This is a genomic window from Sediminibacterium goheungense (genome assembly GCF_004361915.1).
GTDB lineage: Bacteria > Bacteroidota > Bacteroidia > Chitinophagales > Chitinophagaceae > Sediminibacterium > Sediminibacterium goheungense.
This window is the reverse complement of the sequence record NZ_SNWP01000010.1, coordinates 345,009-361,502: the sequence shown is the minus strand read 5'-3', so window position 1 is coordinate 361,502 and position 16,494 is coordinate 345,009. Positions and strand designations below refer to the sequence as shown.

The following is a 16,494-nucleotide window of genomic DNA, read 5'->3' as shown; positions in this document are numbered from 1 at the left end:
TTTCTCTCTTAATTTTTCTCCCACACAAGCGCTGAAGCACCTAAAATAGCTGCATCAGATTCTTTCAGGTGGCTGACCAGAATTTTTACTTTGTTTTGAAATACCTGGATCAGGTTATCTTCCATGCTTTCGCGGGTAGGTTTGAGAATTAGATCGCCGGCTTTGGTAAGGCCACCGAATAATACGATGGCTTCCGGACTTGAGAACATAACAAAATTCGCGAGGGCAAGACCCAATATTTTTCCTGTGTACTCGAAAATTTCCTTAGCCAGTTCATCACCTTCCATGGCAGCATCGTATACTTTTCTGGAATCAATTTCGTCTTTAGGTACATTTCTCAACCAACTGGGCTGGTCGCTTTTCTCTAATAGCTCAAGGGTGGTAAGTCTTACGCCGGTAGCAGATGCATAACTCTCCAGAGAACCGCGTTTACCGGTGCCCTCATGTAAACGACCATCCGGGATAATGATGGTATGCCCGAGTTCACCGGCAAAACCATCATGGCCGTACACCAGTTTTCCATTGGCTACAATACCACTGCCCACACCGGTTCCCAAAGTAATCATGATAAAATCATTCATACCTTTTGCGGCACCATACATCATTTCACCGATAGCAGCAGCATTGGCATCATTGGTAAGTGTTACAGGTAATTTGAATTTGTCTTCCAGCAGCTTTGCCAATGGAATAATGCCCTTCCAGGGAAGATTAGGGGCATACTCAATGGTACCCGTGTAAAAATTACCATTGGGTGCTCCCACACCGATACCTTTCATTCTGCCAATGCCCCCTGCTTTGATGATGAGTTCGTTCAGTAAATTATATAACTCATCTATAAAGGATGTTACTTCTGCATGTTTGCGTGTCGACATTTCACTCGAGAATAAAACATTCCCCACACGGTCAACAATGCCAAACTTGGTTCCGGTACCGCCAATGTCAATGCCTATTGCGAGGGGTTCTAAAGCCGTAGAACTGGTAGCCATAAAAAATCATTTTAATTACAAACAATTAATGTCCGCTTCCGGTTGTTTTTTCGGTTTCGTAATCGATGCCCTGTTTGCGAAGAATACCTTTTACAATAACTGCAAAGAAAACCAGATAAGCAAAGCAAATTAAACATACCCAATAGGACTGATGAATACCATAACCGGCAGTTTCAGCATTAGATGATTGCAGGTAATCTGCCATTTTCCCCTGAATAGGAGGAATAATACCACCTCCCAAAATCATCATAATGAGAAATGCAGATCCCTGGGTTGTATACTTCCCTAGTCCTGCGATAGATAGGGAGAATATACATGGCCACATAATGGAGCAGCAAAGGCCTCCGCTTAAAAAAGCATAAATAGAAACTGTTCCTTTGGTAAAAATACCAATGGCCATTGCTGTTACACCCAATACACTGAATATGAGTAAGGTTCGGGCAGGTTTATCCTGACTGATAAAAAATGCAACGATTTGTATCAGTACACATATAATGTACCAGTACAAAGGCGTCATATCATATTGTGCAATACTATTGGCCCCGATAACAATACCAAATGCAATTAATGGTACAATAAAGGTCATCATTTTGTGCGTTGAACTTTTGAGTTCAAATGCACTGATTGCGCCAGCCCAGCGACCAATCATCAGACTTCCCCAATACATAGAAATAAAAGGGGCGATTTGTGATGATTGGTAGCCTCCGAAATCAGCTTGCTTTAATAATTCTCCCAGATTACTACCAATAGAAACCTCAACGCCTACGTATACAAAAATACCCAGCATGCCAAGTACCAGTTGCGGATATTTCATAGCACCCCAGCCATCAGATTTTCTCTGAGCGGTATAATTTGCTGCAACCAACCCAATCACAACAACTGCCAACGCCCCGAATAACCATTTCATTCGATAGGTTTCCAGTTCATGTTGCGCAGCGGCACTCAGATCGGGTGCGAGGTTTTTATAACTGTTAAAAATCGGAACAAACATTACAACCAGTAAGCCGGTCATGATAATAAGTGTGGTTAGTGCTTTATTGGCCGGTTCTGTTTTTTCTTCTAAAATACCTGCCGGTACTTTTTTGGAAAAATGAAACAGTGCTGCTGCTGCAATAAATAATCCTCCCACACAACTATAAAGAATAATTACCTTACTTAGACTTAAACCTTTAATCTGTTCATCAGTAATGGCAGCGGTTGTGCCAAATAAAGCGAGTGCAACCACAATAGGCCCGATAGTGGTACCAAAAGAATTAACCCCTCCGCCGAGATTCACCCGGCTGGTACCTGTTGAAGGATCACCAAGGGTAATCGAAAAAGGTTGTGCTGCCGTTTGTTGGAGGGAAAAACCCAGTGCAACGATAAATAGCCCTACTAGCATACCGGCAAAAGTGTTTGCATTCACTGCAATAATCATAGCAGCAGCACCTATCGCAGAGAATAAAAGACCATATACAATACTTTTCTTATATCCCCATTTTCCTACTAAATCCTTTCCACCAAAAGCTCCATAGGCAAAAAGTCCGAGTGCCCCAATATAATATGCAAGGTAAAAAGCAAAATCAATTAACTGACTTTGGAATTGATCAAGACTGAAGTAGTGTTTACAGAAGGGAATAAAAACACTATTGCCGGCTGCAATGAAACCCCAAAAGAAGAATACTACAACAAGGGTGGTCAATGCGCCGGTATTGGTTGGTTGTTTTGGCTGGGTCATAACAATCGGTCGTTTTATATGGGCTGTAAAATAACGAGAAAAATCAGCCGGAAAAATTTTAAAGTAGAATTTGATGGTACCATTTTACTTCCTAACTTGAGAGCAAACAAGACAAACTGTGATTCATGGAGATTATTCATGTGAGTGCTGAATGTTACCCGGTTGCCAAGGCTGGCGGCTTGGGGGATGTGGTTGGGGCACTACCCAAATACCAGGTGAAAGCCGGGCATATAGCCAAAGTGGTAATGCCCATGTACAGAACCAAATTCCTGTATGATAATGAGTGGACGGTAGACTTTAAAGGGCAAACGAATTTGGGCAACTGGGTATTCGATTATACGGTGATCAAAGAAAGTAGCAATAAGCTGGGTTATGATCTTTATCTGATTGATATCAATGGCTTACTCGACAGACAGAAAATTTATGGCTATGATGATGATGCGGAAAGATTTACGGCTTTTCAGATCGCATTTGTAAACTGGATGGTGCATTGGGAGCATGAGCCGGATATTGTTCATTGCCATGACTACCACACAGGTTTGATCCCATTTATGATGCAGTATTGTTATGATTATAACAGGCTGAGGCATATTCCTTCTGTTCTTACCATTCACAATGCCCAATACCAGGGTTGGATGGGCTGGGATAAAAGCCGTTATATACCGAGATGGGACCTCTGGAAAAGAGGGATGCTCGATTGGAACGATACCATCAATCCTCTAGCCTCAGGTATTAAATGCGCCAGTAAGGTCACAACAGTGAGTTGGAGTTATATGGATGAACTCAGAACGAATTCAAATGGACTGGAAAAGCTATTTGAATATGAAAGGGGAAAATGTGTTGGAATTCTGAATGGAATAGATAATGAAGTATGGAATCCGGCAACCGATAAATACCTTACACATCATTATAGTACAAAAGATATAGCAGCAGGAAAGCAAAAGAATAAAAAGATATTATGCGAAAAGTTCGGGCTTGATATCGGAAAGCCACTTTTTATTTTTATTGGAAGACTCGTAGGTGAGAAAGCTGCTGATGTTTTACCATATGCTATACGTCAGGCTATTGAGCAAACAAACGGGGAAGCATGCTTTCTTGTATTAGGTAGTGGTGAAACCAATGTTGAATGGGAGTTCCAGCAAATGGCAGAACCTTATAGAGGGGTGTTCAATGTTGTAATCGGTTATGATGAAACATTGAGTCATATTATGTATGCCGGGGCAGATTTTCTGCTGATGCCAAGCAGGGTTGAGCCTTGTGGTTTAAATCAGATGTACTCGATGCGTTATGGAACCGTTCCGATGGTAAGAAGTACAGGGGGGTTGCAGGATACAGTAGTGGATATGGGCGACCCTGATGGTTTTGGTATCAGGTTTAATCACGCCAGCGCCGACGATATTACATACTCAATCAATCGTGCCGTTTCAGTATATCAGGACAGTATGCAAATGGAAAAAATGCGAAAAAAAATGATGGAGATAGATCATAGCTGGGAAAGTACAGTAGATGAATATACCAATGTGTATAAAAGCCTGAAATGAATGTGAGATATCAGATGCCAGATCGCAGATTTGCCCACATCTGACATCGGAGATCAAAAATTAATCATGACAAACAACAAGCCATATGAATAGTATTTCAAAATCAGTATTAGCAGTGATTCTGGGTGGTGGTGCAGGAACCCGACTGTATCCGTTAACAGCAAGCCGTTCCAAGCCTGCTGTTCCCATTGCCGGTAAGTATCGTTTGGTTGATATACCCATCAGTAACTGTATCAATAGTAACATCAACAGAATGTTTGTATTAACGCAGTTTAATTCAGCTTCTTTGAACAAACACATAAAGAATACTTATCATTTCAGCGCGTTCAGTACGGGTTTTGTTGATATACTCGCAGCTGAACAAACGCCTGACAATCCTGGTTGGTACCAGGGTACGGCAGATGCAGTAAGGCAGTCGCTCCGCCATATATCGAATATGGATTTTGAATACATACTCATTCTCAGTGGTGATCAGTTATACCAGATGGACTTTAGTGAGATGCTGGAAAGCCATCGCTCAAAGAGAGCAGATATTTCCATTGCAACCATTCCGGTTGATGAAAGGGATGCACCCGAATTCGGTATATTGAAATCAGACGAAGAAAATTTTATTACTTCCTTTATTGAAAAACCTAATAAAGAATTATTGCCTGAATGGGTGAGCGATACAGGAGCAGAAATGCAACATGCGGGCAGGCATTACCTGGCATCGATGGGTATTTATATTTTCAGTAAAAAAGCATTGTATCATTTACTCAATGAAGTACACCCAAATGCAACAGACTTCGGTAAGGAAATTATTCCTGATTCCATACAGAATTATAAAGTGGTAAGCTTTCAGTACGACGGATACTGGACAGATATCGGTAATATTTATTCCTTTTATGAGGCAAACCTTGCACTTACCCAGGAAATACCACCTTTTAATTTATTTGATAATAATAAAACTGTATACAGCCGTGCGCGTATGCTCCCGCCTGCCAAAATCAGCGGCACTACTTTGGAAAAAACCATTATTGCAGAAGGGTCCATTATACATGCCAGCAGGATTGAACAAAGTGTTGTGGGAATCAGATCACGGATCGGTCATGGTACTACCATTGTAAACAGCTACCTGATGGGGAATGATTATTACGAAACCATCGAAGAAATGGCCATGAATACTTCAAAGGGCCTGCCTAAAATAGGTATTGGCGAACGTTGCTATATTAAAGATGCCATCATCGATAAAAACTGTAGAATAGGGAATGATGTGCGCATCAATGGAGGTGCTCATTTAGCTAATACCGATCACGCTTTGTATACCGTGAAAGATGGTATTGTGGTGGTAAAAAAACTGGCCATATTGCCCGATGGCTTTGTTATTTAACAGGTATCCGGCGTAAAGACAAATAGTAGGAAAAGTAACCTGTACTGATAATGCAGTTTACAGGTAAAATACACTACATTTAAGGATATGTAATTTATACACATTACAAAACGATTGCCATGGCCAGCTCTGTACCACATACTTCGAGCCCTTCGGGTTTAAAACCCAAACCACGATTGTCAATTGCCCAGATATTTTTTATGAGTTTTGGTTTTCTGGGTGTTCAGTTTGGATTTGCATTGCAAAATGGAAATACGAGCAGGATACTTCGTTCATTTGGTGCTGATGTAGAACATCTTCCCATGTTCTGGATTGTAGCACCTTTAATGGGCATGATTGTTCAGCCTTTAATTGGTCATTACAGCGATAGAACCTGGAACAGGGTAGGAAGAAGAAAACCCTATTTTCTGATAGGCGCCTTGCTTTCTTCTGCAGCATTGGTGTTCCTTCCTAATTCTGCTGCCATGTCTTCTATCTTACCTGCCTTATGGATAGGCGCCGGAGTGGTAATGATCATGGACGCTTCTTTCAATGTGGCCATGGAACCCTTCCGGGCACTGGTTGCCGATAATTTACCTGATTCACAAAGAACGAGTGGATTTGCGATTCAGACTTTTCTTATTGGTGTAGGTGCTGTAGTAGGATCTGAACTTCCCTCATTACTAGCCAGAAACGGATTTTCACAGGAAGCTGGTGAGTCTGGGGTAGCTGATAATATTAAATATGCTTTTTACATTGGAGCAGCGGTATTTATCATAGCCATCCTCATCACTGTCTTTTTGTCGAAAGAATATCCGCCGGCAGAATATGAACAATACCATGGTAAGCCTGATGAAGCATCACAAAAAGCAGGCATAGGAGAAATATTGAAAGACTTTAAAAAGATGCCTAAAACCATGAGGCAACTTGGACTTGTTCAATTCTTTTCATGGTTCGCCTTATTCAGTATGTGGGTGTTTACTACTGATGCTGTTGCTACACATGTATACGGTCTTTCACCTGAAGATGCCAGATCTGTTGCATACAATGAAGCTGGGAATACTGTAAGTTCAGCATTCGGTACCTATAATCTTGTTGCAGCCATCTATGCTTTGCTGATACCTGTAATGGCAAAATTGTTGGGCAGAAAAGGAACACATGCTTTCTCTTTAATAGCAGGCGGTATCGGATTAATATCCATCTATTTTATTAAAGACCCTCAGCTATTAAAATATTCAATGATTGGTGTTGGTCTTGCATGGGGAAGTATTCTGGCTATGCCATATGTTATTCTTTCTGGCTCTATTCCTGCCGGAAAGCTGGGTATCTATATGGGCATCTTTAATTTTTTCATAACACTACCCCAGATCATCAATGGTATTGGCGGTGGATGGATCGTTAAAAATATTTATGGCGGTCAGCCTATCTATGCCATTGTGCTGGCAGGTTTTTTCATGCTTTGTGCTGCAATAAGTGTATTGTTCGTTTATGATGCGGGTGCTGTTCGTATCAGACAGGAAAAAGCAGGTGGCGTATAATAATTTCATTGCTTCAAACAGACTTTATGAAAAAAAAATTGCAGATATTATTGCTTTTACTGGTATCGAAAATCTTGTATGCTCAGGATATTACGATTTATCCTTCCCACTGGTTTGCAAATATGCAACACAATAATGTGCAATTGATCCTTAAAGGAAGTGATACATCTTTCTGGCGTTACCGCTTCACTATCACTTATCCAGGTGTGCAGAAATTACGGTCCTATCGTTTCAGTAATGGTAAATATATGGGGCTGGATATAGCCATAGCAAAAGATGCCAAACCCGGGGATGTAAAAATTACAGGTATGCGGGATGGAAAAACAATTGAGCTTACCTGGAAAATTAAACCCAGAAGAACAGGCCGAGGAGAAACATTTGCGCAGGGCGTTACCTCAAAAGATTTTATTTATCTGATTATGCCCGACCGGTTCAGTAATGGAGATACTTCCAATGACAGCTTTACCGATCTTCAGGACGTAAACAGTAATCGTAATGATGTATTGTTGCGCCATGGAGGTGATATAAAAGGTGTACAGCAGCATTTGCCATACCTGAAAGAACTGGGGGTCACCACTGTATGGATGACTCCGGTTATCGAAAACAATATGCCACTCAATAAAGAATCAGCAGGTATGATGAGTGGATATCATGGCTATTGGTTTACCGATCATTATAAAGTAGACAAGCGTCTTGGCGGAAACAAAGCCTATCATGAGCTTTCAGATGCCTTACATGCCAATGGTATGAAGCTCATACAGGATGCCGTATATAATCATATCGGTTCACAGCACTGGATAGCGCAGGATCCGCCTTCTCCGGACTGGATTAACCAATGGAGCAGTTATACCGGTAGTAACCATAGAGATGAAGCAGTGTTTAGTCCATACGCAAATGCCAAAGACAAGAAGCAAATGCTTGATGGATGGTTTGTACCGCATTTGCCTGACGTAAACCAAAGAAACCCCTTTGTTGCCACTTTTCTGATACAGCATGCGATTTGGAGCACAGAAGAATTTGGTGTTGATGGCTGGCGTGTAGATACCTATAAATACTGTGATGAGGCCTTTCTGAATAAGATTAATGATGAACTGTTAAAGGAATATCCCAAACTAACCATTTTCGGAGAAGCGTGGACCAATACGGTTACGGGTAGTGCTTATTTCACACGTAATAATATAAAGGTTCCTTTTAAACACAATGCAGAAGGTGTAACAGACTTTCCACTCAATAGTGCCATCATGGCAACACTAACCCAGCCTTTCGGATGGACAGAGGGCGTCAATAAACTTTATATGACACTGGCACAGGATATTTTATACCAGCAGCCATTGAATAACTGTATTTTCCTTGATAACCATGATATGGATCGCTTTTATTCTGTAGCGGGAGAGAGTATGCATAAATTCAAGCAGGGTATTGGGTTATTATTAACACTCCGTGGAATACCCCAAATGTATTATGGTACAGAAATACTGATGAAAAATTTCAAGAATCCAAGCGATGCCATGGTGCGACTTGATTATCCGGGAGGTTTTGAAGGCGACGCCATCAATAAATTTCATAAAAATGGCAGAACATCTCAGGAACAGGAAGCATTTGATTTTGTAAGTAAATTAGCTTTGTTCCGGAAAAAATCTACTGCATTAACAACTGGTAAAACTATGCAGTATATACCAGCAGAAGGAGTATATGTATATTTTAGGTATGATGAAAAACAAACCATCATGTGTGTGGTTAATACAAGTGATAAAAGTAAAAACATTGCTTTAAGTGAATATCCTGAGCGAACAAAAGGATTTACCAAATCTATCGATGTATTTACCGGAGAAAACAAAGGAACTTTCATGGAAGTGCCTCCACAAGGAATGATGATTGTGGAATTGAAGTGATGAGAATAGTAGTGAGATAGCTGTATTTCTTGTGTTAATCTAATTTGAAGATGGTTGTCGGAATTATGAAAAACGGCTTTCAGCACTTATATTGCAATTATCATGACGACATCCATTATCATAACTTTCTGTGTGCTGATATTGCTGGCTTATTTTTTTGATATCAGCTCTGCTAAAACAAGGATACCCACAGTTATTCTCTTATTATTAATGGGGTGGGCGATCAGGCAACTCACTGTGTTTTTCTCGATAAGCATACCCGATCTCACATCAATTTTACCTGTATTGGGAACAGTAGGATTGATTTTAATTGTATTGGAAGGTTCTCTGGAACTTGAGCTCAATAAAACAAAACTTCCACTGGTTAAAAAAGCGGCCATTGTTTCTTTTTTTCCATTAATTGTAAGTGGATTATTACTGGCCTGGCTATTTAGTTTTTATGGCGGATATGATTACAAACAATCCCTTGTAAATGTACTTCCATTTGCGATCATCAGCAGTGCTATTGCCATACCAAGTGCACGCAACCTGAATAGTTATAACCGGGAGTTTATTACCTATGAAAGCAGCTTATCGGATATTGTTGGCGTAATTATATTCAACTTTGTGGCGCTGAATGCAGTAATTGATGCAACGGCATTTCTACATTTTGGCTGGCAACTCATCTTAATACTGGTTGTTTCTTTTTTTGCATCAGTAGGCTTATCTTATCTGCTCGGGAGGATACAGCACCATATCAAGTTTATTCCCATTATGGTTATGGTGATACTTATTTATATGGTATCTAAAATTTATCACTTGCCATCGCTACTCTTTATATTGTTATTTGGGGTGTTTTTGGGTAACCTGGATGAACTTAAGCAGAATAAATGGATTGCAAAACTTAGACCCGATGACCTCAACAAGGAGGTACATAAATTCAGGGAGATTGCAACCGAAGCTGCTTTTGTAATCCGTACTTTTTTCTTTCTTGTTTTCGGATACCTGATTGAAACCAGTGAATTATTAAATACAGATACGCTATTATGGGCAGGTATTGTGGTGGCAGTTATTTTTATTACCAGGGCCATTCAATTAAAAATAGCTGGTTTGCCACTATTTCCTTTATTATTCATTGCGCCAAGAGGGCTGATCAGCATACTCTTGTTTTTATCCATTTCTCAGGCTGATAAAATTGATTTGGTCAACAATTCGCTGATCATTCAGGTAATTATCCTTACGGCCCTCATTATGATGGGAGGTATGATGGGTGTAAAAAAAGAAATAAAGCCATAAAAAACTATACAGATGCGAATACGTCTTCATGAAATAGAAACAGGAGCATCCTCACTTACATCTGCTACTGATATTTTGTCGTCCGTACTCGGATTATCTGTGAAGCTGCAACAAGAAGCTTTAACGGTTTTTGACGCCGGTATACCCGACATAGATCTGAATATTTCCCATCATTTGCCGGAAGGTGCTGTGCGCATCAGTTTTATTACAGATGATATGCAAACGGTGATTCAACGGTTGCAAACAAAGCATTTGCTGTTCGAAGGCCCATACGAATCGCATCTTGGAATGCTAGCTGTACGCTTCTTATTACCGAATGGTATTGAGATAGTAGTAAATACAACTACCGACAGTTCTCCCGAATGGCTCAAGGTTTAACATAAACCACTTGCTATGCGCTATCTGCTGATATTGATTATGTATGGAATGCTGACTTCTTTTAAGGAACTGAATCCTGGAAAAGGGTTATGGACTGTATCGGTAGACCCTTCTGGTAGTTTGGCAGTAACCGGGGGAGATGATAAGTTGATACGTTTGTATCAGATCAAAGACATGAAACTTCTAAAAACATTTCCACTGCATTCCATGATACGAAGGCTGGCCTGGCAACCTGATGGGCAGTTGTTAGCTGTAGCTACCAATGATAAGCAGATGCATCTCCGTAACATGGTAACGGGTGATTCAATTTCCCTGCAGGGTATTGAATTTGGCGGCAGGGGGATCACCTGGAGTTATAATGGAAAGTTTCTGGCGGTTACAGATAACCATTTGATTAAAATCTATACTGAAAAAGGGCAGTTGGTCAGAACCATCGCCAAAGAAAATAATACCAGCTATTTTGATATAGACTGGCATCCTTCCAAAAATCTATTACTGGTATCGGGTGATGATGTTCGTTTGTACGAAATGAGCGGTAAGAAAATAGCAGTTATCAAACATCGGGAAGAACCTACAGGTGTGCTTTCCGTAGAATGGCATCCATCAGGATTATTCTTTGTTACGGGTGATTATGGACACGAAGAAGAAGGCGTTTCGTCTTTACTCCAATATTGGACGCCGGAAGGTAAACTCTTTAAAACCATTAAAGGCAGTAAAATGGAATACCGTGACCTGCAATGGAATCATGACGGTACGCTGCTGGCAACAGCGAGTGATAAACTGAGAGTCTGGTCGAAAAACGGGGAACTGAAATATGAAGGAGGGGATGGCAAGGAAAATCTTTGGGGAGTGAGTTGGAGTTATGCTTCAAAAGAATTGGTTACCATATATTTCACAGGAATTTTGGAAAAATGGAACGCTAAAGCCGTTTCTTTGCAACGATTCAATTAGCTGATAAAAATGCCATAATATGAAAAATCAAATAAAATTATTTTTTGCAGCCTTACTGATTGTTCAGGTTGGGATATCTCAGGACATGAGCGATACAGAACTAAAGAAATATATACGCCCTGTAAATGATGCTACCAGTCAGTTAGGTAAACTAAAGCCACAGGCTTTTGAGTACAAGGCAGAATATAATAAGTCTTTAAAATTACCGGCTGGTCGGCAATTTGGTTTTGGAATTGAAAATGTAGAAGCCGTTTTCCCTCAATTGATTAAAAGCAAAACCATTTCCTATACAGCTGGGAAAAACTTTTTTAAACAAGCATATGTGAAAGAGGTGGAAATGGAAGGTTTGATTCCAGTATTGGTAGCATCGGTAAAAGAATTACAAGAACAGATACTACAACTGAAAGCAGAAATCCAGGCGTTAAAAAAATAGTTTTATCCAGTCGTATAAAAGCTTCGCTGGCTGAATGTAAATTAAATACATTCAGTGCTTTCCATTAATCATAGATTAATAAGGGTATTATGGTAAACCAAAAGGGAAGCAGACAAAAGCAGGCCAGAATTCTGCGGGTATTCAGGAAAATACATAGGGTGACAGGAGCATGCTTATTTATTTTCTTTTCTATTGTAGCCATAACAGGCCTTTTGCTGGGCTGGAAAAAGAACAGCAAGGGTTATTTGTTAGCTACCTCACAAAAGGGTGTTTCAACTTCTTTCAATGATTGGTTAGCAGTTGATAGCCTGGAAAAAAAAGCAGTATATTATCTTGATAGCTTGCAAACAGGTCTTACTAAGACGATTGATCGGATTGATTTCAGGCCCGAAAAAGGGATGGTGAAATTTTTGTTTACAGATCATTTCACAGCTTTGCAACTGGATGCTTCTAATGGTAGATTATTAGGTGTTGAAATCCGCCGGGCAGATTTCATAGAAAAGGTACATGATGGCTCGATAGTAGATCATTACTTCCATCTTTCATCAGGCAGCTTTAAACTCATCTATACAACTATTATCGGATTGGCACTTTTGGTATTTACCATTACAGGGTTTTGGTTATGGTATGGTCCAAAAAGAATGCGGGCACATGTGTAAAAGGGAAGTCCGTGAGCCGAAAACCGATAGTAATTACCCCCAAAACTATGCGGCTTCTAAGACCCCCGGACTTCCCAGTATTTATTTCATTCTCACGTGTCGGAAAGTGAAACCGACTTCAGTTACAGTAAAGAAGTCCACAATATTCGTGCCGCTCCTGTCCCCCAATCTTTCATGGCTTTATTTAAATCAGCGGAAAGCTGATTCCATGTTGCTTTTTTACCTTTTTGCGAAGGGGAAAGCTGCGTGGAACTAGGTTCAATAAGTTCTACTTTGGTTGCAAACCAGGTAGTGTGTAATCTTGGAACGGCCAGTCCAAGGATCATGCCCGGTAAGCCACTAAAGCTTTCAGGCCCGCTGTTTACCATGATCTGATCTGTATAGAATGCAACCACATACACTGAATCGCAGATCTTGGTAACGGCTTTTTTGCATTCAAAACCTGCAATGTTTCTCGTTTCATCAGTGATGCGCCACTCTAATTGTCTAAGACTATCCTGTACCAGATAGGTTTGTTCAAACACATCCCGCTGCATAGAAATGGTTCCCTTGCTTAGATCCTTGATCAATACATCTGATTCAGAAGGCTTACCCATCCACAGATATTTATTATCTGGATTCTCTTTCAGTAACCGATAAACGGAACGGTCATTCGTGAAACGTAGTTCAAAATAATCCGTCAGCATTTTCGGATACATTTTTTTCATTTCAGCGATCCAGGGACCATCATTCTCACCTTCCAGCTGACTATGCTGGTTGTATTTTCTTTCGAATTCAACACGTCCGGAACTGATGAAACGGGCTTGTGAAAAACCACTGACAGCTAAGCATATAAAAAGGGCAAAGAATAGTTTTTTCATAATCGATTTTCTTTTAGAATCCGTTGGTTGGCTTTCCGTTTTTGCTGAAATTGTAAGCAATGGTAAACATCCAGAAACGCTGGATGTTTTGGCGGATCGTTTCAGTAATAAAGTTGGTACTGATATTACGATCTATATTCTGATTCTGATTAAAAATGTCATTAATAGCGACTTTCATTTCAAGTTTGTCACTTTTACCGAATGTTTTTTTCAATGAGCTATTTACAAGGTACACATTGCTGTTATTGGCAAAAAGAGCAGTTTTTTGATATAAGTTTATTTCACTGTTTACTTCCAGGAAAAGTTTGGCAGGTAATTTCAAACTCAGGTTAGCATAAGAAGTATGAGACCAGTACTTAGTTACAGCTTCCGGACGTATAGACGACTTGGATTGGTTGTATCTGGATTCAAAATTCAGGTAGAAACTTAACTTTTTATCTGTCCAATGCCCAAGGCTAACTTCAAATCCATAACTGTTATTGGTGCTAACATTCTCTAAACCATTAACCCTGTTTACAAAACGGCTGATATTCGGACTAAAGCCAAAGCTCAGGTTATAAGAAGGAAATACATCAAATCCATAACGACTCCATATATAACCATTATAATTGCCATTTACATTGATAGCCTGATTTACCCTTCTGCCGATACTATCGATAAAGTTCGCATTGGTAATGGCATTGGAAGTCGTTGAGAAGTTTCCACTGAGGTAAAAATTCTTACTCTTCAATACCTTATAATCGCTGTAGCTGAAGGTGAAATTATGCCTGAATTCCTGCTTCAGGTTAGGGTTACCAATCGTAATGTTTAATGGATCAGTATTATCAATAAATGGCTGAATCTGTTGCAGGGTAGGATTGCGTGTTGTGCCATTATAATTGAGATTGATTCTTGTTTGTTTTTTTGGATTGAATGTAATACCTGCGTTAGGTAAAAAGTTGGTGAAACTGATATTCCGGTTATTCCCTTTATTGATATCATCAAGGTTAAACCTAACTGAACCTAGAGAGGCACCGCCATACAAATTAAATTTCTTTTCATTGAGTCTGAGGGTAAATCCACCCATATGATTATTGGAATTATAAATGAAATGGTTACTTAGTGTATCGATGATGTTTTCATATTTTCCTCCGGGAGAAGTACGTTCAAGCGTATTTCTTTCAGCATTGTTCCGGTTAAATGCAAAACGGTAATTCAACTCCATGAACGTGTTCTTCCAGAGCGGCTCAGTATAAGCCACTTTTCCGTTGATACTTGATAATGCTTCATCATTTGTTTTAAACTGATCAAGATTATCCTGACGAACCAATGAACCGTTTTTATCGTAGAAATCGTTCTTGGCAAGAAGGTAGCCATCATTGGTTTTATTCATTACCGAGAAATCGCCATTAAAAGATAAGGTACGCCCTTTTTTCTTCAGTCTTTTTTGCCATTGTAATGAGCCCAGCAGGTTTCTGTCTTCGCCATCATTGGTAGTGGTTCGGTCAGACTGGTTAATCAGTTTCCCATCTTCACTGATTGCTTTCCCCAGAAAACTATTTGCATTTCTATTGGTAACAATAGATCCGGTAAGTGTCATTTTTAACGTACTGGTTGAATCAATACGTAATTCATATTTTGAATTAATCCGGTTTCTTTTTCTGTCACTCACAAAATTCTGGTCCTGCGTATTCGTAAAACTTGTATCTGGAAGAATGGTTTGTGAAGTGGTTTGTATTCTTCCTTTTACATTAAGGTTGTTATATTGATAAGCTGTATTGATATTATGTTTATCCTGGTTCCACTTATTACTGAAAAGTAAACCTCCGGTAGTAGAAGTTGGTAAACCCTGACCGTATGAAAACTCATCACCTGTACTAAAAATGGCAATACCACCATCCTCCATCACCTGCATGTTATCATTATTAGAGCCATAGTTATTTCTTTCATTCCAGTTTAAAGATTCAAATTTTGTATTATCATTCGTTATATATGCAGCAAGCTTCCTCTTTCCCTTAAAAGCATTCAGCATGCCCTTCCCGTATTTATAACGATCAAAGTCTGATCCTGCTTCCAGTTTTCCGAAGTACCCCTTTTTAGCGTCTTCTTTTAGCTGAAGATTGATGGTTTTTGCTGTTTTACCATCGTCAATACCAGTAAACACAGCCTGATCACTTTTTTTATCAAATACCTGCACTTTATCTACCGCATCGGCACGTAGATTCTGTGTTACCACAGCAGGGTCGTCACTAAAAAACTCTTCGCCATCCACCAGTATTTTTTCTACTTTTTGTCCCTGGGCACTGATTTCTCCTTTGGAATTAACCTGTATGCCCGGCATTCTCTTCAGCAGATCCTGCACATTGGCATTTGGTCCAACATAAAAACTATCGGCGCGGTATTCGGTAGTATCGCCCTTCATACGAATGGCGGCAATGCGTTGTTTAACGATTACTTCTTCAAGTAAGTGTGCCTTCGTAGTAACAGATACATTGCCAAGATTTTTTTGTGGTTGTGCAACCAGATCGATATCATCCACAAAATCTGCATAATCAGGATATGAAATGATCATGATATATTTTGCAGGAGGGAGGTTGGTAAAACTAAATTGACCCTGTTGATCGGTTCTTACAAATTTTACCAAAACCGAATCTTTAGGTCTCAAAAGTGAAACTACAGCATGCTGGAGGTTTACTTTATTGGTAGTGTCGGTAACAGTACCTTTCAAGGAAGTGTTTTGTGCAAAAATCTGGGTAACAGAGAAAATCCCCATTAACAATAGAAACGCAGTCAGTTTTTTCATTTTGTTCGGTTGCCTTATTTGATGCCTGTTATGGAAAAATCCATAAAAAAATTTTAATAACTAAGTGATTAGTTGAAAATTAATGTTAAATTTTTTCCTAATCTGAGTCGAGAAATTTCTAAATATGGATAAAA

The 16,494-nt window shown here is 39.7% G+C and carries 13 protein-coding genes; 9 read left to right on the top strand and 4 right to left on the bottom strand.

Annotated elements, in window-relative coordinates; genetic code table 11:
* Window positions 1-8: 8 nt before the first annotated feature.
* Together BC659_RS01595 and BC659_RS01590 are read right to left on the bottom strand one after the other, a co-directional pair.
* Window positions 9-986, bottom strand: a complete 978-nt coding sequence (locus BC659_RS01595) for an ROK family protein (RefSeq protein ID WP_133472832.1) — start codon at window positions 984-986, stop codon at window positions 9-11.
* A gap of 25 nt (window positions 987-1,011) precedes the next feature.
* Window positions 1,012-2,703: an MFS transporter gene (locus BC659_RS01590; protein WP_133472831.1), complete on the bottom strand. Its 1,692-nt coding sequence runs from the start codon at window positions 2,701-2,703 to the stop codon at window positions 1,012-1,014.
* Window positions 2,704-2,828: 125 nt separating this feature from the next.
* Here BC659_RS01590 and BC659_RS01585 point away from each other — a divergent pair, with 125 nt between their 5' ends.
* From BC659_RS01585 to BC659_RS01545, 9 genes are all read left to right on the top strand, one after another.
* Window positions 2,829-4,244: a glycogen synthase gene (locus BC659_RS01585; RefSeq protein WP_133472830.1), complete on the top strand. Its 1,416-nt coding sequence runs from the start codon at window positions 2,829-2,831 to the stop codon at window positions 4,242-4,244.
* Between the two features lie 85 nt (window positions 4,245-4,329).
* Window positions 4,330-5,613, top strand: a complete 1,284-nt coding sequence (locus BC659_RS01580; protein ID WP_133472829.1) for a glucose-1-phosphate adenylyltransferase — start codon at window positions 4,330-4,332, stop codon at window positions 5,611-5,613.
* A gap of 119 nt (window positions 5,614-5,732) precedes the next feature.
* Window positions 5,733-7,130: an MFS transporter gene (locus BC659_RS01575; RefSeq protein WP_133472828.1), complete on the top strand. Its 1,398-nt coding sequence runs from the start codon at window positions 5,733-5,735 to the stop codon at window positions 7,128-7,130.
* 26 nt (window positions 7,131-7,156) lie between these two features.
* Entirely contained in the window at window positions 7,157-9,022 is a 1,866-nt protein-coding gene (locus tag BC659_RS01570) for an alpha-amylase family glycosyl hydrolase (protein ID WP_133472827.1), read from the top strand.
* A 102-nt stretch (window positions 9,023-9,124) separates the two neighbouring features.
* Window positions 9,125-10,297: a cation:proton antiporter gene (locus BC659_RS01565; RefSeq protein WP_133472826.1), complete on the top strand. Its 1,173-nt coding sequence runs from the start codon at window positions 9,125-9,127 to the stop codon at window positions 10,295-10,297.
* A 12-nt stretch (window positions 10,298-10,309) separates the two neighbouring features.
* A complete protein-coding gene (locus BC659_RS01560; RefSeq protein ID WP_133472825.1) occupies window positions 10,310-10,675 on the top strand; it encodes a VOC family protein in 366 nt (121 codons plus the stop codon).
* A gap of 15 nt (window positions 10,676-10,690) precedes the next feature.
* The gene (locus BC659_RS01555) at window positions 10,691-11,626 is read left to right on the top strand and encodes a WD40 repeat domain-containing protein (protein WP_133472824.1); all 936 of its coding nucleotides are present in this window, start codon (window positions 10,691-10,693) and stop codon (window positions 11,624-11,626) included.
* A 19-nt stretch (window positions 11,627-11,645) separates the two neighbouring features.
* Window positions 11,646-12,059: a tail fiber domain-containing protein gene (locus BC659_RS01550; RefSeq protein WP_133472823.1), complete on the top strand. Its 414-nt coding sequence runs from the start codon at window positions 11,646-11,648 to the stop codon at window positions 12,057-12,059.
* An 89-nt stretch (window positions 12,060-12,148) separates the two neighbouring features.
* A complete protein-coding gene (locus tag BC659_RS01545; protein WP_133472822.1) occupies window positions 12,149-12,718 on the top strand; it encodes a PepSY domain-containing protein in 570 nt (189 codons plus the stop codon).
* Between the two features lie 122 nt (window positions 12,719-12,840).
* On the opposite strand, the gene BC659_RS01540 is transcribed toward BC659_RS01545, so the two are convergent.
* A complete protein-coding gene (locus BC659_RS01540) occupies window positions 12,841-13,578 on the bottom strand; it encodes a GLPGLI family protein (protein WP_133472821.1) in 738 nt (245 codons plus the stop codon).
* Window positions 13,579-13,591: 13 nt separating this feature from the next.
* Window positions 13,592-16,360 carry an outer membrane beta-barrel family protein gene (locus BC659_RS01535; protein WP_133472820.1) on the bottom strand — a complete coding sequence of 923 codons (2,769 nt, stop codon included), beginning with the start codon at window positions 16,358-16,360 and terminating at the stop codon, window positions 13,592-13,594.
* Window positions 16,361-16,494: the final 134 nt, after the last annotated feature.